Origin of the sequence: Burkholderia sp. AU33803 (genome assembly GCF_002223095.1) — a bacterium.
GTDB lineage: Bacteria > Pseudomonadota > Gammaproteobacteria > Burkholderiales > Burkholderiaceae > Burkholderia.
Window position 1 is genome coordinate 1,768,029 of the sequence record NZ_NKFJ01000006.1, and the last position, 21,155, is coordinate 1,789,183.

Annotated in this window: 22 protein-coding genes; 8 read left to right on the forward strand and 14 right to left on the reverse strand. The window is 67.3% G+C overall.

Annotation, left to right across the window (positions count from 1 at the left end; genetic code table 11):
• Nucleotides 1-121 precede the first annotated feature (121 nt).
• Nucleotides 122-1,333 (reverse strand): collagen-like triple helix repeat-containing protein, encoded by a 1,212-nt coding sequence (locus CFB41_RS25165; protein ID WP_089458306.1) that lies wholly within the window; start codon nt 1,331-1,333, stop codon nt 122-124.
• A gap of 353 nt (nt 1,334-1,686) precedes the next feature.
• On the opposite strand from CFB41_RS25165, the gene CFB41_RS25175 reads away from it, so the two are divergent.
• Nucleotides 1,687-2,151, forward strand: coding sequence for a cupin domain-containing protein (locus CFB41_RS25175; protein ID WP_089458308.1), 465 nt, complete (start codon nt 1,687-1,689; stop codon nt 2,149-2,151).
• A 22-nt stretch (nt 2,152-2,173) separates the two neighbouring features.
• On the opposite strand, the gene CFB41_RS25180 is transcribed toward CFB41_RS25175, so the two are convergent.
• From CFB41_RS25180 to CFB41_RS25210, 7 genes are all read right to left on the reverse strand, one after another.
• Complete coding sequence (locus CFB41_RS25180; protein WP_039350755.1) at nt 2,174-2,473, reverse strand: hypothetical protein; 300 nt, start codon at nt 2,471-2,473, stop codon at nt 2,174-2,176.
• A 267-nt stretch (nt 2,474-2,740) separates the two neighbouring features.
• Nucleotides 2,741-2,989 carry a hypothetical protein gene (locus tag CFB41_RS25185; protein ID WP_046547929.1) on the reverse strand — a complete coding sequence of 83 codons (249 nt, stop codon included), beginning with the start codon at nt 2,987-2,989 and terminating at the stop codon, nt 2,741-2,743.
• A 98-nt stretch (nt 2,990-3,087) separates the two neighbouring features.
• A complete protein-coding gene (locus CFB41_RS25190) occupies nt 3,088-3,615 on the reverse strand; it encodes a transferase hexapeptide repeat family protein (RefSeq protein ID WP_089458309.1) in 528 nt (175 codons plus the stop codon).
• Between the two features lie 3 nt (nt 3,616-3,618).
• Nucleotides 3,619-4,563: an electron transfer flavoprotein subunit alpha/FixB family protein gene (locus CFB41_RS25195; protein ID WP_089458310.1), complete on the reverse strand. Its 945-nt coding sequence runs from the start codon at nt 4,561-4,563 to the stop codon at nt 3,619-3,621.
• A 16-nt stretch (nt 4,564-4,579) separates the two neighbouring features.
• Nucleotides 4,580-5,329, reverse strand: coding sequence for an electron transfer flavoprotein subunit beta/FixA family protein (locus CFB41_RS25200; protein ID WP_089458311.1), 750 nt, complete (start codon nt 5,327-5,329; stop codon nt 4,580-4,582).
• A gap of 38 nt (nt 5,330-5,367) precedes the next feature.
• The gene (locus tag CFB41_RS25205; RefSeq protein WP_089427384.1) at nt 5,368-6,156 is read right to left on the reverse strand and encodes an SDR family NAD(P)-dependent oxidoreductase; all 789 of its coding nucleotides are present in this window, start codon (nt 6,154-6,156) and stop codon (nt 5,368-5,370) included.
• Nucleotides 6,157-6,222: 66 nt separating this feature from the next.
• Nucleotides 6,223-7,059 (reverse strand): alpha/beta fold hydrolase, encoded by an 837-nt coding sequence (locus CFB41_RS25210; protein ID WP_089458312.1) that lies wholly within the window; start codon nt 7,057-7,059, stop codon nt 6,223-6,225.
• Between the two features lie 137 nt (nt 7,060-7,196).
• On the opposite strand from CFB41_RS25210, the gene CFB41_RS25215 reads away from it, so the two are divergent.
• From CFB41_RS25215 to dmpG, 6 genes are all read left to right on the forward strand, one after another.
• Complete coding sequence (locus tag CFB41_RS25215; RefSeq protein ID WP_089458985.1) at nt 7,197-7,976, forward strand: SDR family oxidoreductase; 780 nt, start codon at nt 7,197-7,199, stop codon at nt 7,974-7,976.
• A 156-nt stretch (nt 7,977-8,132) separates the two neighbouring features.
• Entirely contained in the window at nt 8,133-9,698 is a 1,566-nt protein-coding gene (locus CFB41_RS25220; protein ID WP_089458313.1) for a DUF1302 domain-containing protein, read from the forward strand.
• Between the two features lie 40 nt (nt 9,699-9,738).
• The gene (locus CFB41_RS25225; RefSeq protein WP_089458314.1) at nt 9,739-11,121 is read left to right on the forward strand and encodes a DUF1329 domain-containing protein; all 1,383 of its coding nucleotides are present in this window, start codon (nt 9,739-9,741) and stop codon (nt 11,119-11,121) included.
• A 119-nt stretch (nt 11,122-11,240) separates the two neighbouring features.
• On the forward strand, nt 11,241-12,023 hold the full coding sequence (dmpE, locus tag CFB41_RS25230; protein ID WP_089458315.1) for a 2-oxopent-4-enoate hydratase: 783 nt from the start codon (nt 11,241-11,243) through the stop codon (nt 12,021-12,023).
• Between the two features lie 13 nt (nt 12,024-12,036).
• Nucleotides 12,037-12,936 (forward strand): acetaldehyde dehydrogenase (acetylating), encoded by a 900-nt coding sequence (locus tag CFB41_RS25235; RefSeq protein WP_046547936.1) that lies wholly within the window; start codon nt 12,037-12,039, stop codon nt 12,934-12,936.
• A 16-nt stretch (nt 12,937-12,952) separates the two neighbouring features.
• Nucleotides 12,953-13,984, forward strand: coding sequence for a 4-hydroxy-2-oxovalerate aldolase (gene dmpG / locus CFB41_RS25240; RefSeq protein WP_089458316.1), 1,032 nt, complete (start codon nt 12,953-12,955; stop codon nt 13,982-13,984).
• A gap of 109 nt (nt 13,985-14,093) precedes the next feature.
• On the opposite strand, the gene CFB41_RS25245 is transcribed toward dmpG, so the two are convergent.
• Both CFB41_RS25245 and CFB41_RS25250 read right to left on the reverse strand, forming a co-directional pair.
• Nucleotides 14,094-14,342: a hypothetical protein gene (locus CFB41_RS25245; protein ID WP_089458317.1), complete on the reverse strand. Its 249-nt coding sequence runs from the start codon at nt 14,340-14,342 to the stop codon at nt 14,094-14,096.
• The gene (locus CFB41_RS25250) at nt 14,339-15,586 is read right to left on the reverse strand and encodes an alkaline phosphatase family protein (protein ID WP_089458318.1); all 1,248 of its coding nucleotides are present in this window, start codon (nt 15,584-15,586) and stop codon (nt 14,339-14,341) included. Before CFB41_RS25250 ends, CFB41_RS25245 begins: the two co-directional genes overlap by 4 nt.
• A 317-nt stretch (nt 15,587-15,903) precedes the next feature.
• On the opposite strand from CFB41_RS25250, the gene CFB41_RS25255 reads away from it, so the two are divergent.
• The gene (locus tag CFB41_RS25255; protein WP_089458319.1) at nt 15,904-16,140 is read left to right on the forward strand and encodes an alpha/beta fold hydrolase; all 237 of its coding nucleotides are present in this window, start codon (nt 15,904-15,906) and stop codon (nt 16,138-16,140) included.
• 176 nt (nt 16,141-16,316) lie between these two features.
• Here CFB41_RS25255 and infA read toward each other — a convergent pair whose 3' ends face one another.
• From infA to CFB41_RS25280, 4 genes are all read right to left on the reverse strand, one after another.
• A complete protein-coding gene (infA, locus tag CFB41_RS25260; RefSeq protein WP_011355053.1) occupies nt 16,317-16,580 on the reverse strand; it encodes a translation initiation factor IF-1 in 264 nt (87 codons plus the stop codon).
• Between the two features lie 469 nt (nt 16,581-17,049).
• Complete coding sequence (locus CFB41_RS25270; RefSeq protein ID WP_006483056.1) at nt 17,050-17,253, reverse strand: cold-shock protein; 204 nt, start codon at nt 17,251-17,253, stop codon at nt 17,050-17,052.
• Between the two features lie 289 nt (nt 17,254-17,542).
• Nucleotides 17,543-18,622: a Rieske 2Fe-2S domain-containing protein gene (locus CFB41_RS25275; protein WP_089458320.1), complete on the reverse strand. Its 1,080-nt coding sequence runs from the start codon at nt 18,620-18,622 to the stop codon at nt 17,543-17,545.
• 67 nt (nt 18,623-18,689) lie between these two features.
• Nucleotides 18,690-21,152, reverse strand: a complete 2,463-nt coding sequence (locus tag CFB41_RS25280) for an RND family transporter (RefSeq protein ID WP_089458321.1) — start codon at nt 21,150-21,152, stop codon at nt 18,690-18,692.
• Nucleotides 21,153-21,155 lie beyond the last annotated feature (3 nt).

Here is a 21,155-nt window from a genome sequence, read left to right on the forward strand (position 1 = left end):
ACATCGAGTGGCCCCGTCCGATCCGCTTCCCGCAGGGGATCATCAAGCCATTCTGGTTGGCGGTAACCGGAGACCGATTGTCGGTTCGCCGGTTACCGCCGTGACGATCTCAATCGATCGGCTACTTGCCCAGGCCACCCAAGCCGCCCAGCAGGCCGCCCACCAGCCCCGTGACGGGTGCGAGCGGGTTGGAGAGACCACCCAACGGTGAGCCGCCGCCCGTGCCGCCCGTGCCCGTCGTGGAACCGTTGTGGACGATCGCCGTATTACCGCCGACCACGCTCGTCACCAGGCCCGCGACCGGCACCGCGCCGTTCGCACCGCCCGGGTTCACGAGGCCGCCCGCATTGGTCACGGTGTTGCCGACCGCGCGCACGACGTCGCCGACGCCGCCGACCAGCGGCTGGGGCGACGTGGACGTCACCTTCCATCCCGCCGACGTGATCGCGCCGCCGATCTGTCCGAGCAGGCCCGCGACGGGCTGCCCGAGGCCGGTCGCCGTGCCGACCTGCTGCGTGACCTGGCCGACGGTCGTGACGAGCGGCGTGATCGCCGTGCTGATCGCCTGCGTCGTCTGCTGGACCGGGCCCGACGACAGCGCCGCGCCGAGCATGGTGCCGCCCGTCTTGAGGCCACCGGCGACGGTGTCGAGCAGGCCGCCGACCGGCGTCGTGAGCGGCGCCAACGGTGACAGCGGGCCGGTGCCGAGCGCCTTCACCGTGTCGCTGAGGCCAGTGACCGGGTTGCCGGTCGAGCCGACGATGGAGCCCAGCCCGGCGACCGTCGTGCCGACCGGGTTCGCCGTGAAGCCGATCTGACCGATGCCGTTGCTCACGGCGTTCGACGTGTCGCGGATGATCGTGCCCGCGCCCGCGACCGTGTTGCCGAGGCCGGTGGTCACGCCCTTGGTCGGTCCCGGCGGGCTCTCGCCGGAAATCGTGGCGCCGGCGTCGATGACGACCGCGCCGACGGCGCTGACGATGCCGTTCGTGCCCGGGGTGCCGCTTGTACCGCTTGTGCCACCGATTCCGCTCGTTCCGCTCGTTCCGCTCGTTCCGCTCGTTCCACTCGTGCCGCTGGTTCCACTCGTGCCGCTGGTTCCACTCGTGCCGCTGGTTCCGCTGGTTCCGCTGGTTCCGCTCGTCCCGCTCGTCCCGCTCGTGCCGCTCGTACCGCTCGTGCCGCTGGTTCCGCTGGTCCCACTCGTACTCGTCCCGATGGTGTTACCACCCGGCTTCGGCGCCGTAACATCGCTGCCGCCGCACGCAGCCAGCGCGCAAGCCGCGGCAATGGCGGCGAGCGCAACGTTCGCCTTGATGAAATGATTTTGCATGGAAGCCCCCGTTCGCTTTTCAGCTCGATCATCCAGACAAGCACCTATCGTGCCATTGCGATCGGCATCAACGACGACTTCACACACACGCCGGACGGCCGCATCCAGACGGCCTTCCCGGGCGCGATGCAGGGCATCCGGGCCAGACCTCATGACCGTGACCACGCCTTGCGTCCCGGGTAACGCGTGCGTAACACGAGGCCCGGCGTTACGTAGCATCGCGCGGCGACAGACACCGCCCTGCCCTGTATCGCCATCATCCAGGCACGCGAAACTGCGCTGCCGCCGACACCCTCCCCCATAATTCACACTCGCCGCACGAGTGGCGCCCCGATTCCCGGAGAAGACAAACGATGGACACCCCGCGTGAAGTGCTGAAAGCCGCCGACATCGCGGCAATGGAACCGGAGCATTCCGTCCATCCGTTGAACGAGAATGCCGTCCGCCTGAAGCGCGCGCTTGGGGACGCAACCGGACTGACGCAACTCGGCGTCCATCTGATGACCTTGATGCCCGGACACGAATCCACCGAATACCACCGGCATCTCTACGCGGAGGAATGCGTCTACGTGCTTTCAGGATCGGGCGAAGCAATCGTCGATGGCCGGACCCATGCGATCGGCCCGGGCGACTTCATGGGATTTCCACGCGGCGGCGCCGCACACTCGATGCTGAACACCGGCGATCTGCCGCTGGTCTATCTCGTGGCAGGCGACCGGCCCGAACACGACGTGTGCGACTATCCGAAGCTCGGCAAGCGGCTGTACAAGGCAGGCACCCACAAGGTCTTCGTGGATCTCGGCACCACCCCCGAGTGATGCCCGCATCGCCTGACGAAGCTCACACGACCAGCGACGCGACGATCGCACACCACAACGCACTCGCGCCGCACAGAAACACGCGCCGCGCGACGAGCATCCGCGATTCGTCGTCGGGGGTCTTCATCGGCGACGTAGCGAGAAACGGCACGCTGACGAGGCACGCGAACCCGGCCAGCGCCGGCAGGATCACGACGTAGTCACCGAACCGCCAAGGCAGCGGCTCGTGCCAGCCCCAGTAGCCGAGAAACAGCATGCCCATCGAAAACATCGTCGCGGCAGCCGAGCTGAGCGCGACCACCGATCCCGTCGGAAATTGCATGGCAGCCTCCCCTCGCGCGGCGTGCGCGACGCCGGGTCATTATCCGGGCACGACAGCAAAAAGCACAACGACGGCCGACGGATGGCAACGCTCATCCCGACGTCGACGCCGACCAGCACGTCGAACGAGCGCAGCCCGATCCCGGTGGCCGGTTACGCCTGCGGCGCGGGGATACGGAAGAGGCACGGACGATTGCGGCGATGCCGCATGAATGATCGTCGTCACGGATTGACGGCGATCGGCTTCAGGTGAAGGAAGCGCCCGCCTTCAACCCGGCTTCTTCGCGGCCTGCATGACGGAGATCCAGCCCACCACCGCCGCGGCGACCCAGCAGCACGCGATCATCAGGTCGAGATCCATCCAGCCTTCGAAGTTCGTGCTGTTTTCGAAACTGCAGCGCTGATGGCCCCTGACCCACACGCAGCCATTGATGAACTGCTGGATGTGCATATAAACGCTGTAGACGGCAAAGGCCGACGCAATGACTGTGAGCCGCAAACGGACGTGCTTTTTCATGTGACGCGGGTGCCGGTGGGAAAGCCTGTGCCGATCTTACGGCAACGGCAAGCCACCCGGCAATCCGTCACACCCTGGAGCGCCCGGATGCCCGCTGCTCACCCGTCGATCGGCCTGATCGTCCTCAGGCAGTCCGCCGCCAGTTGCTGATAGATGCGCGTGCCGTTCGCCTTCGCGTCGATCTCCGCGTCGCTCAGCCGCCGCACGACGCGCCCCGGCACGCCCGCGAGCAGCACGCCGCGCGGCACGTCGTAGCCGGCCTTCACGAACGCGCACGCGGCGACGATCGTCGTCGCACCGATCGTCGCGCCGTCCATCACGACCGCATTCATGCCGATCATCGTGTCGGGTTCGAGCGTCGCGCCATGCACGATCGCGCCGTGGCCAACGTGGCTGTTGACGCCGAGCCGGCACGTCTCGCCGATCCCGACGTGCAGCACGCAGCCGTCCTGCACGTTGCTGCCGTCTTCGACGACGATCGCGCCGAAGTCGCCGCGCAGGCTCGCCTGCGGGCCGATGTAGCAGCGCGCACCGATCGTCACGTCGCCGATCACGACGGCGCTCGGGTCGACATACGCGGACGGGTCGACGCGCGGCCGCATCCCGTTGAATTCGAACAGCGGCATCGGTCAGAGTGCCGCGGCCGCTTCCGGCACGAGCGTAAACAGGTCGCCGACCACGCCGTAGTCGGCCACGCTGAAGATCGGCGCGTCCGGGTCCTTGTTGATCGCGACGATTACCTTCGAATCCTTCATGCCGGCCAGGTGCTGGATCGCACCCGAGATGCCGACCGCGATGTACAGCTGCGGGGCGACGATCTTGCCGGTCTGGCCGACCTGGTAGTCATTCGGTACGTAGCCCGCGTCGACTGCGGCGCGCGAGGCGCCCAGTGCTGCCGAGAGCTTGTCGGCCAGCGGCTCCAGCACCTTCGTGTAGTTCTCGCCGCTGCCCAGACCGCGGCCGCCCGACACGATGATGCTCGCCGACGTGAGTTCCGGCCGGTCCAGCTTCGTCACTTCACGGCTCACGAACTGCGACTTGCCCGCATCGGCTGCTGCTTCGATCTTCTCGACCGTGGCGCTGCCGCCTTCCGTTGCCACCGGATCAAACCCGGTCGCACGCACCGTGATGACCTTGACTGGATCGCCCGACTGCACCGTCGCGATCGCGTTGCCCGCGTAGATCGGGCGCTCGAACGTATCGGCCGACACCACCGCCGTGATCTCGGAGATCTGTGCGACATCCAGCTTCGCGGCAATGCGCGGCGCGATGTTCTTGCCGTAGGCCGTTGCCGGCGCAACGATGTGCGAGTAGCCGTTCGCGACGGTCATCGCCGTCGCTTCGACGTTCTCGGCGAGACCGTCAGCCAGCTGCAGCGCATCGGCCAGCAGCACCTTCGACACACCCGGGATCTTCGCGGCTGCGTCTGCTGCCGCTTGCGCATGGTGTCCGGCAACGAGCACATGAACGTCGCCACCGCCCGCCGCATTGAGCGCCTGTGCGGCCGCGACGGCATTCAGCGTCGCGGCCTTGATCGACGCGTTGTCGTGTTCCGCAATCACCAGAATCGTCATTTCTTTCCGCTCCCTGTCACAGCACCTTGGCTTCGGTCTTCAGCTTCGCGACCAGCGTCTGCACGTCCGGCACCTTCACGCCGGCTGCGCGCTTCGGCGGCTCGTTCACCTCGAGCACTTTCAGGCGTGGCGTCACGTCCACGCCGAGGTCGCCGGGCTTCATGGTGTCGAGCGGCTTCTTCTTCGCCTTCATGATGTTCGGCAGCGTCACGTAGCGCGGCTCGTTCAGGCGCAGATCCGTGGTGATGACGGCGGGCAGTTGAAGCGACAGCGTTTCCGCGCCGCCGTCCACTTCGCGTGCGACCGTCGCACGGCCGTCAGCCACCACGACCTTCGATGCAAACGTCGCCTGCGGGAACCCCGCCAGCGCGGCCAGCATCTGGCCGGTCTGGTTCGAATCGTCGTCGATTGCCTGCTTGCCGAGGATCACCAACTGCGGCTGCTCCTTGTCGACCAGCTCCTTCAGCACCTTCGCGACAGCGAGCGGCTCGACGCCTTCATTCGATTCGACGAGGATCGCGCGATCCGCGCCGATCGCGAGCGCCGTGCGCAGCGTTTCCTGCGCCTGCGCCACGCCGACCGATACGGCGACCACCTCTGTCACGACGCCAGCCTCCTTCAACCGCACGGCCTCTTCCACCGCGATCTCGTCGAACGGGTTCATCGACATCTTCACGTTCGCGATGTCGACGCCCGTCCGGTCGGATTTCACGCCGACCTTCACGTTCGCGTCGACCACGCGTTTTACTGCCACGAGCGCTTTCAACTGCCTGTCTCCTGTTCCGTTGCGTACGCCGCGCCGCGTCAGCGCGCGGTAAAGCCGCCGTCGATCACGAGCTCCGCGCCCGTCACGTAACGGCCTGCCGGCGACACGAGATACAGGATGCCGGCCGCGATGTCGCGCGGGCTGCCGATCTTCGCCATCGGCACGTTGGTCTGCATGTACTCGAAAGCGCGATCGGGGTCCTGCCCCATCTGGCGGAACGCGTCCTCGAGCATCGGCGTGCGGATATAGCCGGGATGCACCGAGTTCGCGCGGATGTTCTTCGCCGCGTACAGCATCGCATCGACCTTCGCCATCATCCGCACCGCCGCCTTCGACGCGTGATACGCGGGCACGTCGGGCCCGCCGACGATCCCGTACATCGACGACAGGTTCACGATCGAGCCGCCGCCGGCCGCGTCGATATGCGGAATCGCCGCACGCGTGCACAGGAACACGCCGTTCACGTTGACGTCCTGCACGCGCTGCCACTGCGCGAGCGTGAGCTCGTGCGTCGGCACGTTGTGGCCTTCGATGCCCGCGTTGTTCACGAGCACGTCGAGCCGCCCGAAGCGCGCGACGATCTCGCCGAATACGCGCGCCACGTCGGCTTCGTGCGTGACGTCGAGTGACCAGAACGCGGCCTGGCCGCCCTGCGCGCGGATTTCCTCGACCAGCGCTTCCGCAGGTTGCGACAGCACGTCGAGAATCGCGACGCTCGCGCCAGCGGCCGCCAGCGTGCGCGCGGTCTCCGCGCCGATGCCGCGCGCGCCGCCGGTGATCGCGGCCACCTTGCCGCGCAGGTCGAACAGGTCTTCGATGAGCTTCATGTCGTCTCCAGGGTTTTGTTCAGACAGGCCGCCCGCATCGAGGCCGGCCATCAGGTGCATCCGGCGTTATCGCGTATTCCGCGTCGCAAGGAAATCGAGGCATTCCCGATTGAAATAGTCGGCGTGTTCCACCATCACCCAGTGGCCGCACCGGTTCATCAGCACGAAACGCGCATCGCGGCAGCGTTCGAGGAATTTCAGCGCGCCGCCGACCGGATTGAAGCGGTCGTCCGTGCCCCAGAAACCGAGCACCGGCGTACGCAGGTCGCCGAGCGCGTCGGTCAGGTTCGGCACGCTCATCGTCGACAGCACTTCGGTCGGCTGTTCGACACACACCTTCATCCGCTCGGCGACGAGCGCGTCGGTGACGATCGCCGGATCGTGCACGAGCAGCGTCAGCAGCTCGCGCATCGTGTCGTCATTCATCTGGCGGTGGGTGAACAGCTGCACCATCCGCTGGATGCCTTCCATCCGGAAATAGGTGTCGCGATCCTCGACGCCGCCCGGCGCCATCATGATCAGCCCGTCGACTTCGTCCGGGTAGTCGAGCGCGTACTTCAGCGCGATCGCGCCGCCGAGCGAGTTGCCGAGCAGCACGGCCGGGCCGAGCCCGAGCGCGGTCAGCTGCGCATGCAGCGCGCCGACGAAGAAATCGAGCGTATAGGCGACGTCGGCGGGCTTCGACGACTGCCCGTAACCGGGCAGGTCGACGACGATCGCGCGATAGCCGGCCGCCGCGAACGCGGGCACGTTGTGTTTGAAGTTGCTGAAACCGCTGGCGCCCGGGCCGCTGCCGTGGATGAACACCACCGGCCGGCCTTCGCCCGCCTCGTAGTGGTGCAGGCGCAGGCCGCCCGGCACGTCGGTGAAGATGCCGGCCGGCGGCGTCGTGGGGATCGTCATCGCGGGTTGTCTCCTTCGTCGTTCGATGGCTGTCTGCCACGATGATTGCGCCGCCGGCGCCGGCCGGCATCATCCTTTCAGACTACGAAGCCGCGCGCGCTTCTTCCTATCATCGGCCCACCGAAACGGAGGCAACGATGAACGGATTCGACTACAGCGGCAAGACGGTGCTCGTGACGGGCGGCACCAAGGGCATCGGGCGGCGCATCGCCGAACGGTTTCTCTCGGCAGGCGCGCGCGTATTCGTCTGCGGACGCAGCGCGCCCGACACGCCGCCGTCGGCCGGCGGCCGCACGGCGACCTTCGTCGCGGCCGACCTGCGCGACATCGAACAGGTCGACGCGATGCTCGCAACGATTCGCGGGGCGGCCGGCCGCCTCGACGTGCTCGTCAACAACGCGGGCGGCTCACCGTTCGCGCTCGCGGCCGATGCATCGCTGCGCTTCACCGAATCGATCGTGCGGCTGAACCTGATCGCGCCGCTGCAGCTCGCGCAGCGCGTGAACGCGCTCATGCAGCCGCAGCCCGAAGGCGGCGTGATGCTGTTCATCGCGAGCGTCAGCGCGTCGCGGCCGTCGCCGGGCACGGCCGCGTACGGCGCCGCGAAAGCCGGCCTCGTCAACGCGGTCACGTCGCTCGCGGTCGAGTGGGCGCCGCGCGTGCGCGTGTGCGCGATCAGCCCGAGCCTCGTGCAGACGGAATCGGCCACCGAAGGCCACTATGGCGACGGCGATGCGCTCGACGCCATTCGCGCGACGATTCCCGCCGGCCGGCTCGCGACTCCCGACGACGTCGCCGCCGCGTGCCTGTTCCTCGCGTCGCCTGACGCGTCGTACACGTCGGGCGCCAACCTGCGGCTCGACGGCGGCGGCGAGCGGCCCGCGTTCCTGTCGGCCGCGCAGGCGGCCGCGCGTTGATGCACGCATGGCCAGCCGTCCGGTGCGAATCGTTGCCAGTCCTAGGGAAGTCATCTAGTTCATTTTGACGATTCCCTGCTACCGCGATCTCCCTACTCTGCCTCTCACGACAACACACACAGTCGACCGTCGTCGATACCCCCAAGAGGAGACACCATGCATCAACGGATTTCGCGCCGTACCGACAAGCGGGCAACCGCCACGCTGTCGACGCTGGCCGCCGCGCTGCTCGCGTGTGCCGCTCCCGGCGCACACGCAGGCAGCACGATCGAGCTGGGCGCCGACACGACGCTGGACTACACGTTCACGCTCAGTTACGGCCTCGGCATGCGCACCCGCGCACCGAGCGGCAATCTCCTCACGCCGGCGAACATCAACGGCGACGACGGCGACCGCAACTTCGCGAAGAACAAGCTGATCGAGAACCAGGTCAGCCTGCTCGGCGAAGTGAACCTGAAGCACGACGACTGGGGCGTGTTCGTGCGCGCCGACACGTTCTACGACCAGGCGTATCGCCGCCCGAACTACAACGACGCGCCGGGCACCGTGAACCAGTCGGGCCAGTACAACAACTTCACGAGCGACGCGCGCTACTGGTCGGGCGGCCACACGACGCTGCTGGCCGCGTATGCGTACAACACGTTCAGGATCGGCTCGACGAGCCTGAACGTGAAGGTCGGCGACCAGGTCGTCGCGTGGGGCGAAAGCCTGTTCTTCCCGAACATCGCCGGCGCACAGGGGCCGTCCGACGCGACCAAGTCGTACATGGCCGGCGCCGAAGTGAAGGACATCCTGCTGCCGGTGCCGCAGATCTCGACGCAGTGGCAGATCACGCCGAACTTCAGCCTGCTCGGCTACTACCAGTTCTCGTACCAGCAGAACCGGCTGACCGCACCCGGCACGTACTGGAGCTATTCGGACGTCACGGGCCCCGGCGCCCAGTTCATCATCGGCCCGGGCGGGATGATCATTCCGCGCGGCCCCGACGACAAGCCGAGCGCGCGCAACCAGTGGGGGATCGGCGCGCGCTTTCGCGTGCTCGGCGACACCGAGCTCGGCCTGTACCACCTGCACTACAACGACATGAACCCGAGTGTCGTCACGACCTACTTCCCGACGCTCCAGTACCAACAGACCTACTTCAGCAACATCAAGCTGACCGGCGCGAGCTTCTCGACGCAGGTCGGCCCGGTGAACGTCGCCGGCGAAGTGTCGTACCGCCAGGGCGCGGCCGTGCTCGTCAACACGCCGACCGGCCCGCAGTCGACCCGCGCGAACGTGCTGCAGACCAACCTGTCCGGCATCTACTCGATCGGGCCGAGCTTCCTCGCGAATTCGCAGTCGCTGATCGGCGAACTCACGTACGTGCATGCCGGCAGCATCTCCGAGCTCGACGGCTCGACCACGCTCGCGAATTCGCGCAATGCGCTCGCGATGGAGATCGCGTGGACGCTCAGCTACAAGAACGTGTTCAACGGCTGGGATCTCGACGTGCCGCTGACCTACACGCACGACCTGACGGGTACGTCGCCGCTCGCGGGCGCGCTCGGCTCGCTGACCGGCCAGGGCGACCACCGCGTGACGGCCGGCGTGACCTTCACGCGCCTGAGCAACCTGCAGCTGTCGCTCGTCTACGCGAAGTTCCTCGGCTCGCCGAACCCGGTCACGCGCCCGCTTGCCGATCGCGACTACGTGCTGGCCACGGCGACCTACCACTTCTGAGCGGCCCGGCCGCTCGTCATTCAGCACTATGAGGATCGATATGAAACGCATTCATCTCCCCCTCCTGCGCGCGTCGGTGATGGCCGCGTGCGCGGTCGTCGCGACGGCGTCGTACCCGAAGGTCACGCCGGACGACCTGAAGGCGCTCGACGGCCCGCTGACGCCGATGGGCGCGGTGCGCGCCGCGAGCAAGGACAGCGGCGTGCCCGAATGGTCGGGCAAATGGCTCGGCACGCCGCCGGACGTGCAGTACAAGCGCGGCAGCCGCTACCCCGATCCGTTCGCGAGCGAGAAGCCGGTCGCGACGATCACCGCGGAAAACATGGCGCAGTATGCGGAGCACCTGACCGACGGCCAGAAGGCGATGTTCAAGCGCTACCCTGCGACGTTCAAGATCAACGTCTATCCGAGCCATCGCGACTTCCGCTACGCGGATGCCGTGTACAAGGACATCCGCACGTACGCACCGGATTCGACGATGACCTCCGACGCGAACGGCCTCACGAACGCGCCGCCGACCGTGCCCTACCCGATCCCGAAAACGGCCGCCGAGCTGCTGTGGAACCAGCGCTTCTCGTCGGCGATCGGCGCCGAGCAGGCGACCTACGACCAGGCGGTCGTGTACTCGGACGGCAACATCGCGTGGGGCAAGGTGCGCTACGACATCTACTCGCCGCGCAACGCCGGCAAGTACGACGTGAAGAGCGACCTGAACAACCGCACGTACTACCGCAACGCGACGGAGCTGCCGCTGTCCGACCGCGGCTCGCTGATCGTCGGCTTCACGAACTGGGACAAGGCCGGCGCGGACAACTCGTCGCGCACCTGGATGTACAACCCCGGCACGCGGCGCGTGCGCCAGGCGCCCGAGTACGGCTACGACCAGCCGCAGGGCCCGGGCGGCTTCCGCACCGTCGACGACGACCGCCTGTACAACGGCCCCGGCGACCGCTACGACTGGAAGATCGTCGGCAAGCGCGAGATCTACGTGCCGTACGACAACTACAAGGCGATGGACAGCTCGGTGAAGTACGCGGACCTGCTGACCAAGGGCCACGAGAACCCGTCGTATATCCGCTACGAGCTGCATCGCGTGTGGGTGCTGCAGGCGACGCTGAAGAGCAACTACCGCCACCAGTACGCGAAGCGCGTGCTGTACATCGACGAGGATTCGTGGATGACGCTGCTCGCCGACAATTACGACGCGCGCGGCCAGCTGTGGCGCACCAACGTGGCGACGACGCTGTACGCGTATGACGCGAAGGTGTTCTACCCGGGCGTCGTGTTCTTTCACGACCTGATCTCCGGCGCGTACATGGCCGACCGCCTGACCAACGAAGGCCCGATGCCGAAGCTCGACAACAGCCCGCAGTTCAACGAGGCATACTTCTCGCCGGACGCGATCAGAAGTTCGGGCAACTAAGCAACCCGCCGACGCGGCACGCCCGCGACCCACGCGCCGGAGCCTCCGCTCCGGCGCCCGACGCCGCCCGCGACGGCGGCCCGTTCCATTCGATTCATTCGAGACTCGAGGGCTCTTTCATGTCTTCCCGCCTGCATACGACGCTCGGCGACGAGCTGTACGCCGCATGGCACGCGCGTGCGCCGGTCGCGCCGCTGTCGAGCCGCCCGCGCCGCCTGTCGCTCGACGACGCGTACCGCATCCAGCAGCGTTTCATCGAACGCCGCATCGAACACGGCGAGGCCGTGGTCGGCAAGAAGATCGGCGTGACGAGCCAGGCCGTGCAGGACATGCTGAACGTGCGCCAGCCCGATTTCGGCATCCTGCTGTCGGGCATGCACTACGCGGCCGGCGAAGCGATCGCCGCCGATTCGCTGATCGCGCCGCGCGCCGAAGGCGAGATCGCGTTCATTCTCGCGCGCGACCTGCGCGGCCCCGGCATCGACCGCACCGACGTGCTCGCCGCGACGGCCGCCGTCACGCCCTGCTTCGAGATCGTCGATTCGCGCATCCGCGACTGGGCGATCCGCATCGAGGACACCGTCGCCGACAACGCGTCGTGCGGCGTGTACGTGCTCGGCGATGCACGCGTCGATCCGCGCACGCTCGATCTCGCCGCATGCGAGATGACGATCGACAAGAACGGCGAGCAAGTCGCGCAAGGTCGCGGCGACGCGGCACTCGGCCACCCCGCCGACGCGGTGGCGTGGCTCGCGAACACGCTCGCCGCGTACGACGTGCCGCTGCTCGCCGGCGAGATCGTGCTGTCCGGCTCGCTCGCGAAACTGATTCCGGTCACGGCCGGCGACGCGCTGTCGATGCACATCTCCGGCATCGGCAGCTGCGACGTCCGCTTTATCTAAAGGAACAATCCTGATGAAGAAAATCAAATGCGCACTGATCGGGCCCGGCAACATCGGCACCGACCTGCTCTACAAGCTGCGCCGCTCGCCGGTGCTCGAACCCGTGTGGATGGTCGGCGTCGATCCGGCGTCCGACGGCCTCGCGCGGGCGCGCGAGTTCGGCCTCAAGACCACCGACAAGGGTGTCGACGGGCTGCTGCCGCACGTGGCCGCCGACGACATCCGCATCGCGTTCGACGCGACCTCGGCCTACGTGCACCGCGACAACTCCGACAAGCTCACCGCGCTCGGCGTGAAGATGATCGACCTGACGCCCGCCGCGATCGGGCCGTACTGCGTGCCGCCGGTGAACCTCGACGCGCATCTCGACAGCGCGCAGGCGAACGTGAACATGGTCACGTGCGGCGGCCAGGCGACGATCCCGATGGTGTACGCGGTATCGCGCGTGCAGCCGGTCGCGTACGGCGAGATCGTCGCGACGGTGTCGTCGCGCTCGGTCGGCCCCGGCACGCGCAAGAACATCGACGAATTCACGCGCACGACCTCCGGTGCGATCGAACAGGTCGGCGGCGCACGCAAGGGCAAGGCGATCATCGTGATCAACCCGGCCGAGCCGCCGCTGATCATGCGCGACACGATCCATTGCCTGACCGACGGCCCGCCCGACGTCGACGCGATCACCGCGTCCGTGCATGCGATGGTCAAGGAAGTGCAACGCTACGTGCCCGGCTATACGCTGAAGAACGGCCCGGTGTTCGACGGCAATCGCGTGTCCGTCTTCATGGAAGTCGAAGGGCTCGGCGATTACCTGCCGAAGTATGCAGGCAACCTCGACATCATGACCGCCGCCGCGGCCGCCACGGCCGAGCGTTTCGCCGAACAGATGCTGGCCGCGACGGCCGCCACCGCTTGAGTCGAGGAGTCACACGATGTCACTAGCAGGCAAGAAGATCACCGTCCACGACATGTCGCTGCGCGACGGGATGCACCCGAAGCGCCACCAGATCACACTCGACCAGATGCGCAACATCGCGCGCGGGCTCGACGCGGCCGGCGTGCCGCTGATCGAGGTTACGCACGGCGACGGGCTCGGCGGCGCGTCGGTCAACTACGGGTTCCCCGCGCATACCGACGAGGCGTACCTGAGCGCCGTGATTCCGGAGCTCAAGCAGGCGAAGGTGTCGGCGCTGCTGCTGCCCGGTATCGGCACCGTCGAGCATCTGCGCATGGCGCACGCACTCGGCGTCGGCACGATCCGCGTCGCGACGCACTGCACCGAGGCGGACGTGTCGGAGCAGCACATCGGCCTCGCGCGCACGCTCGGGCTCGATACGGTCGGCTTTTTGATGATGGCGCACATGTCGTCGCCGGCGCAGCTCGTCGTGCAGGCGAAGCTGATGGAGTCGTATGGCGCGAACTGCATCTACATCACCGATTCGGCCGGCCACATGCTGCCCGACGACGTGACCGCGCGCATCAGCCAGGTGCGCGACGCGCTGAAGCCGGAGACGGAGCTCGGCTTCCACGGCCACCACAACCTCGCGATGGGCGTCGCGAACTCGGTCGCGGCGGTTGCCGCCGGCGCGAACCGGATCGATGCGGCCGCGGCCGGCCTTGGCGCCGGCGCGGGCAACACGCCGATGGAAGTGTTCGTCGCGGTGTGCGACCGGATGGGGATCGAGACGGGTGTCGACGTGTTCGCGATCTCGGACGTCGCCGAGGATCTCGTCGTGCCGATCATGGACGCGCCGATCCGCCTCGACCGCGACGCGCTGACGCTCGGCTACGCGGGCGTCTACTCGTCGTTCCTGCTGTTCGCGAAGCGCGCGGAAGCGAAGTACGGGATTCCCGCGCGCGACATCCTCGTCGAGCTGGGGCGGCAGCGGCTCGTCGGCGGGCAGGAGGACATGATCGAGGACGCGGCACTGACGATGGTGCGGGCGCGGGCGGAGGCGGCCTGAACGTAAGCGGCCGGCAATCGTGCTGACGCAGCGGGAAACGGGACGCAGGCCCCGTTTTCATTTCGGATGCGCGGATCGAGTCACCTCGATCACGCATCGCCCGCCGACTTCAGCGATGCTTCCCGCCATGCCGCTTGCGCCGATGCGCTTCACGCGCCTGCAACAGCGACGGCATCAGTTCCTCGATGTATTGCCGCGCCTGGCCGCGCGTCACGATCTCGCTGAAGCGCTGATGGGCCTTGTCATGGCCGACCAGCGCCGCATGCGCTTTCTTCAGGATGTGCAGAAACGCGATCAGGCTCGTGCCGTCGCGCACGGGCAACGCATCGCGCGGGTCGAACGTCGGTGTCGTACTCATGATCCGATCCTTTGCGGGCAGTCGGTGCGGCACGTCGGGGAAACGAGCGCCAGTAGGTCGTTCGCGAGGCGGTCGCGATCCGTCAGCGGCGCGAGGCCGAACAGCCGCTCGAGTGTCGCGGCAACCGATGCGTGATCGTACGGCGTATGGTCGACCTGCCCGGCCGCGACCCACGGCGAGATCACGATCGCCGGCACCCGCACACCGTACACGTCGAACCCGAAGCCGCTCGCGTTCAACGTCGCCGCCGCGCCATCGTTCGGCGGCGGCGCGGCGCCCGGCCTGACCGAATCGTAGAAGCCGCCGTGCTCGTCGTAGCAGATCACGAGCAGGCTGCTGTTCCACACCGGCGAATAGCGGATCGCGTTGTACACGCGCGCGGCGAGCTGGTCGCCGCCGGCGAGGCCGTCCATCGGGTGTTGCGAGCTGCCGTTCTGGTAAGTGCCGTGCACGATGTCGCCGTAACCGGGCTCGATGAACGTGTAGCGCGCCGTATAGCCGGCCGCGAGATCGGCCTCGAAATGCGCGAGGTCGTCGATGTCGAAGAAGCTGATGCCCTTCAGCGACGCGACCTGGGGCACGTGGCCGAGCGGGTCGCCGGTCTGGTCTTGGTAGATGCGCCAGTTGCCGTCCCCGAGCGCGGCGAAGATCGAACCCTTCGGATACGGAAAGCCGTCGAACGCGTCCCATCCGGCCATTTCCTCCTTGGTCGGCGAATGGTCGAGCCCGGCCGACGACGCGCCGTGCAGGAAAAAGCGGTTCGGCCAGGTCGGCCCCGGCATCGACGCATGCCACGCGTCGCACAGCACGAACGCGTTCGCGAGCGCGTGCAGCGACGGCGCCTGCGTCGCGATATCGACGCCCTGCATGATCTTGCCCGCGTCGGCCGGCTGCGGCGGCGTGCCTTCGGAATGCGAGGTCGCGTAGTTCGACACGAACCCGGTGTTGACGACCGGCGGATAAGGCTGCCCTTTCACGAACGGCACGCCCGCGCCGCACAGCTGCTCGAGCACGTCGGTGAATTCGTGGCACGGATCGGTCGGCATCCGGTCGGGCGCGCCGCCGCCGAACGGATAGACCGCATCGCCATACGCGTTGCTGTTGCCGGGCGACGCGGCGACGATGTCGGGATAGCCCGACAACGCGAACAGGTGGTCGAAGGAGCGGTTCTCGAGCATCAGCACGAACACGTGCTGGATGCGGTCCTGAACCGACGGGGATGCGGGGGCTGCGTCTGCACTCATGGCGCCTCCTGGCGTCGCGCGACGAAAGTCCTGCTAGCACGGTCGTCGGCCCGCTGAAAGCGGCTGAAGGGATTGAAAGCCGTGGCGCGGGCCGCGAATTGCCGATGAGTGTACGACCGCCCCGGCCCGCGCGTAAAGTCGCATACGAACCGTGTTGTGACGACGCGCGCGCCGTCTTGCAAGTACGACCGTCAACGACGATGCGTTTCGCCGGCTCGTGCGATTCGTGACGGGGGGATTGTCGGCGCGCTGGGCCGACGTGAAGCTGCGGCAGAACCGCGCGCGTGGCGCCGGCTTGCCGGCTCCCGTATCTCGACATGCTGACCGGCACGGATTTCGTCGACGACATCCGCGGGCTCGACACGCGCTTCCTGGTGATCGTCGGCGACAAGGATCCGGGGCTCGACGCAGCAGCGATGCAGGCGACGTTCCTCGCGTGGCATCCGAACGCGCGGCTCGTGACGATACCGAATTGCGGGCATGACCCGATGCAGGAATGTCCGCAGTATTTCGCGATGATCGTCGAGGATTTCCTGCGGGACGCGGCCGCCTGAGCGTTGCGCACGCGCGGCGGCCGGTGAAGGCGGGATTGGCCGCCGCGGCATGACGATGCCGCCGGCGACCGGTGAACGGCACGCGATGTGTCGTCCACCCGGTTCGTCCGGCTTCGTCGGCCGGACGGGATTCGATCGGCGAGGCGGTACTGCATGCCCGCGCCGATCGTTGCCGCTTAACGGCGCGGTTGGCCGGTGCGCGGCGGACGCGGGGAGTTCGCGTCCTTGTGACGGAAGTTGATGCGGCCCTTGGTGAGGTCATAGACCGACAGTTCCAGCGTCACGCGATCGCCCGCAAGAATGCGGATGTGGTTCTTGCGCATGCGGCCCGACGCGTACGCGCCGACCACGACGCCGTTTTCCAGCGTGACACGGTATTTGCTGTCCGGCAGCACTTCGTCGACGATTCCGTCCAGTTCCAGCAGTTCTTCTTTTGCCAAACCAATTCCTCCAGACAAGGTAATTGACCGCGGCCGCGGCGATCTGCCCGGCGCCGTGCCCCACAACGGGACGGCGGCCGGCAGGCTGCCGGGGATCGGTTCGTTCAGACGGGCCCAGGGCCTGTCTTGCGATCGGAGCCCGGCGCGTTGCGGCGTTCAGGCGGTCGGTGGCGGCGGCGCATGGAGCGCCGCGCAAGTCGGGACCGCGCCTGCAACGGCATGGCGGCGGTCTGCTCGGGTTGATGCGTTGAAGCGGTGATGCGCTCGCGAAGCGACGGGCGCTTCACGAAGGCGTTGCGTCGCACGCGGGTCGCGCATGCGATGAGGGAGGCGTCACGACCGATGCATCGTGGATGTCGCGATGCATCGGTCGTGCGCATCGGAAACGCGCCGGCTGCCGCCCAAGCGGCGCCCTGCGCGCCAATCCATCCGGCAGCGGCCACCGCATGGCGGCCGTTGCCGATGCGACTTACTGCGGCGTGATGTTCGACGCTTGCAGACCCTTCGGGCCGCGCTTCACTTCGAAGCTGACCTTCTGGCCTTCGGCCAGGGTCTTGAAGCCCGTGCCGCGAATTTCCGAGAAATGGGCGAACAGATCGTCGCCGCCGTTGTCCGGGGAAATGAAACCAAAGCCCTTGGTTTCGTTGAACCACTTGACGGTACCGGTATCCACAAATACTTCCTTAATACAAATGACGAATAATTGAACATGCGCCCGCGACGGGCACATAAAGAATCAAAAGAGGGAGAGACCAACGACCGCCGCACGGAGTGCGGCCAATGATGAGCAATCGAACTTCTTGGACACTTCGACCACGGACACTACGCGCGAGTGGCCGTTTCGTCAAGTCTTTTTGATGCGGCGCACAAGCCCCCCGCCGGGTGCGCCTTACGCAGCGGGGGTTGCCGGCCGACGGCAGGTATTTCGATGCGCCCCCTTTTTCGGCCGGCCCGCCGGGTTTTTACTGCGGTTCGAACACGTGATGCAGCGCCGGCGGCGCGTCGCCTTCGCGAATCCGCATTTCGAATGCCTTGCGCGCGACGCTCGTCGGCCGCACGTCCGCCACGTCCAGGTAGAACTGCGAATACCAGTCGCGCATCTGGTACAGCGGCCCGTCGCCTTCGCACAGCAGCGGGTTGTCGATCCGCGTCTTGCTGTGCCAGATGTCGACGTCCTCGTAGAACGCGCGCTGCGCCTCCTTCACGTATGCGTTCGCGATCTCCATGTTCTGCGCGTCGGTCAGCCCCGCCACCTTCTTCACGATCACGCCGTAACGCAGCTCGAAGCTGTTCATGTCGATCGGCACGTGGCAGTTCAGCAGCACCGAGTGGATCGGCTGCCCACAGCTCTGCCCCGTCATCTGCGTGATGTGCACGGCCGGCCCGAAATACGTCGACAGCGCGGTCAGCGCATCGCCGCCGAGCTTCTCGCTGCGGCCGACCATCAGCTGCGTCGCCTTGTGATCCTCGAACAGGTTCGCGAAATAGTCGATCGGCGCGCGGTGCACGGTCGCGAAGTGCGCGACGTCCGAGATGTTGTCGACCAGCTCGCGGCAATTGGCCTGGATCACCATCGTGTCGACGACCCAGTCCGACCATTCGTCGGAGAAGCACACGTCGAGGCGCGGAATCGCGACTTCCGGCGGCGGCGCGTTGCCTTCCGGGTCGTTCCACACGAACAGCAGGTGGTTTTCCTCGCAGGTCGGCCAGGCGCCGATGCGCGCCTTCGGCGGGATCCGCTTGCAGTACGGAATCGATGCGCACTGCCCGTCGCCGCTCCACGCCCAGCCGTGGAACGGGCACACGAGGTGGTCGCCCTGCACCGTGCCGAGGCTCAGGTCGGCGCCCATGTGCGGGCAGTACGCGTCGACGACGTTGACCTTGCCGGTCGAATCGGCGAACACGGCGAGCTTGCGGCCGAACGCGTTCAGCGTGTGCGGCTTGCCGTCCTTGAAATCGCGGGCGAGCCCGAGGCAGTGCCAGCCGCGCGCATAGCGCTGTGCGAGCGGCTGGGCTTCGATCTTGTAGGGGCGTGCGGACATGTGGGTTGACTCCTCTTGTGGAGAGCGCGCGGCGGCCGGCCGCGCGCGGGGAAAATGGGGGCGCCGGTCAGCGCATCGGGTTGCCGGATTCGAGCGCGGGCGACGGCTTCAGCGATGCCGGGGCCGCCGGCGACGGCGACTGCCGGTGCGCCACGCGGCGCTCGGCCCGCTCGACGCCGAGCCATGCGGCGAGCGCCGGCAGCAGGAACACCGCGCCGAACAGGTTTACGAGGAACATGAACGCGAGCAGCACGCCCATGTCGACCTGGAACTTCAGCGCGGAGAACGCCCACGTGCCGACGCCGATGAACATCGTGACGGCCGTGAACAGCGCCGCCGTGCCGCGCTGGCGCATCGCGTCCGCGAACGCGTCCGGCAGCGTCGCGCCGTGGCGGATGTCGTGCTGCAGGCGCTCGTACAGGTAGATCCCGTAGTCGACGCCCACGCCCACGCCGAGCGTGATCACCGGCAGCGTCGCGACCTTCAGCCCGATGCCGAGGCGCGCCATCACCGCGTTGCACAGGATCGACACGAGCGTGAGCGGCACGATGATGCACAGCACCGCGCGCCACGAGCGGAACGTGACCGCGCAGAGCAGCGCGATCGCGCCGAAGATCGACAGCAGCATCGCGATCTCCGCGTCACCGACGGCCTCGTTGGTCGCGGCCATCACGCCAACGTTGCCGCCCGCGAGCCGGAACGCGACGTTCGGCGTCGGGTTCTCGGCCGCGAAGCGCTTGATCTCGTCGACGATGTGCGCGATGGTCGTGCCTTCGTGGTTCTTCGTGTAGATCAGCACCTGGATCGCCTTGCAGTTCGCGGTGTTCATCCCGTTGTCGGGGTCGAACGCGTTGGAACCCTGCGTGAGCCCGTCGCTGGAGCGCGGCAGCGCGGCCCAGCGCGGATTGCCCTCGTTGAACGCGGCGATGAACACCTTGCCCTGCGACGACACGCTCGTCACCGACTGCACGCCGGCCACGCCGCGCATGTTCATCTCGAACTTCTCGATCGCGCTCATCACCGGGTAATGCAGGCACGCGTCGTCGAAGCCGGTCGTCTCGACGATCACCGACAGCACGTCCACGCCGATGTTGTACTGGTGCGTGATCGCCGCGTTGTCGAGGTTGTAGCGCGAGTTCGCGCGCAGCTCCGGCGCGCCGGTGCCGATGTCGCCGATCTCCAGCTTGCGCGATTCGAGCGTGCCGCAGGCGAGCAGCGCGAGCGCCACCGCGAACACGCCGAGCGCCGGTGCCGGCCGGGCGAACACCGCGAAGCGCGACCACATCCGGCTGCCGCCGGCCGCCGCCGTGTGCTGCGCACGCGCCAGCGTGCCGCGCTCGAGGCGCGTGTACGACAGCAGGATCGGCAGGAACACCTTGTTCGTCACGATCATCAGCAGCACGCCGAGGCACGCGGTGATGCCGAGTTCGCGCACGATGTCGATCCTGATCCGCATGATCACCATGAAGCCGAGCGCGTTGGTCAGCAGCGCGACGGTGCCCGGCACGAACAGCTTGCGGAACGCGTCGCGCGCGGCATCGGCCGACGACGCGCCGCGCACCAGCGCCTGCTTCCACGCGTTCGTCATCTGCACCGCGTGCGACACGCCGATCGAGAAGATCAGGAACGGCACGAGGATCGACATCGGATCGATGCCGAGGCCGAGCAGCGGCAGCGCGCCGAGCAGCCACACGACCGGCAGCAGCGCGACGACGAGTGCCAGCACGGTGGTCTTCAGCGAACGCGTATAGGCGAACAGCAGCGCGGCCGTCACGAGGAACGCGAGCGCGAAGAACGCCATCACGCCCGCGATGCCGTTCTCGACGTCGCCCACCAGCTTCGCGAAGCCGATGAGGTTCACGTCGATGCCCTGCTTCGCGTACTTCGCGCGGATCTCCTCCAGCTGGCGCGCGACCGCGCTGTAGTCGAGCCGCTTGCCGGTGGCCGGATCGGTCTCGCGCAGCTCCGCGCGGATCAGCGCCGACTTCAGGTCGTTGCCGACGAGGCGGCCGATCTGCCCGGAACGCGCGACGTTGCGGCGCACCTTCGCGAGATCGTCCGGGCTCGCGCTCGAGAACTGGCCCGGCACGACCACGTCGCCACGAAAGCCCGCCTCGGTCACCTCCGTGTAGTGGACGTTCGGCGTGAACAGCGAGAACACGCGCGAGCGGTTCACGCCGGGGATGAAGAACACGTCGTCGGTCGCGTGGCGCAGCCCGTCCATGAACGTCTGGTTGTAGATGTCGCCGTCGCCCTTCCAGCGCAGGCTCACGAGGATCGTGTTGGCGCCGGGGAACGCGCCCGCATAGCGCTCGAACACCTGCATGTACGGGTGCTGCATCGGGATCATCTTGTTGAAGCCCGGATCGAGCTTCAGCCGCGTCGCGGACAGCCCGAGCGCGAGCGTCACCGCAACGCACAGCAGCATCAGCAGCTTGCGCCGGCGGATGATCGTGTCGGCGCAGCGCTCGACGAACGCGGCGAGGCGCGACGCGGGAACGGCTTCAGGGGGGCGTGACAGGTCGTTCATGGA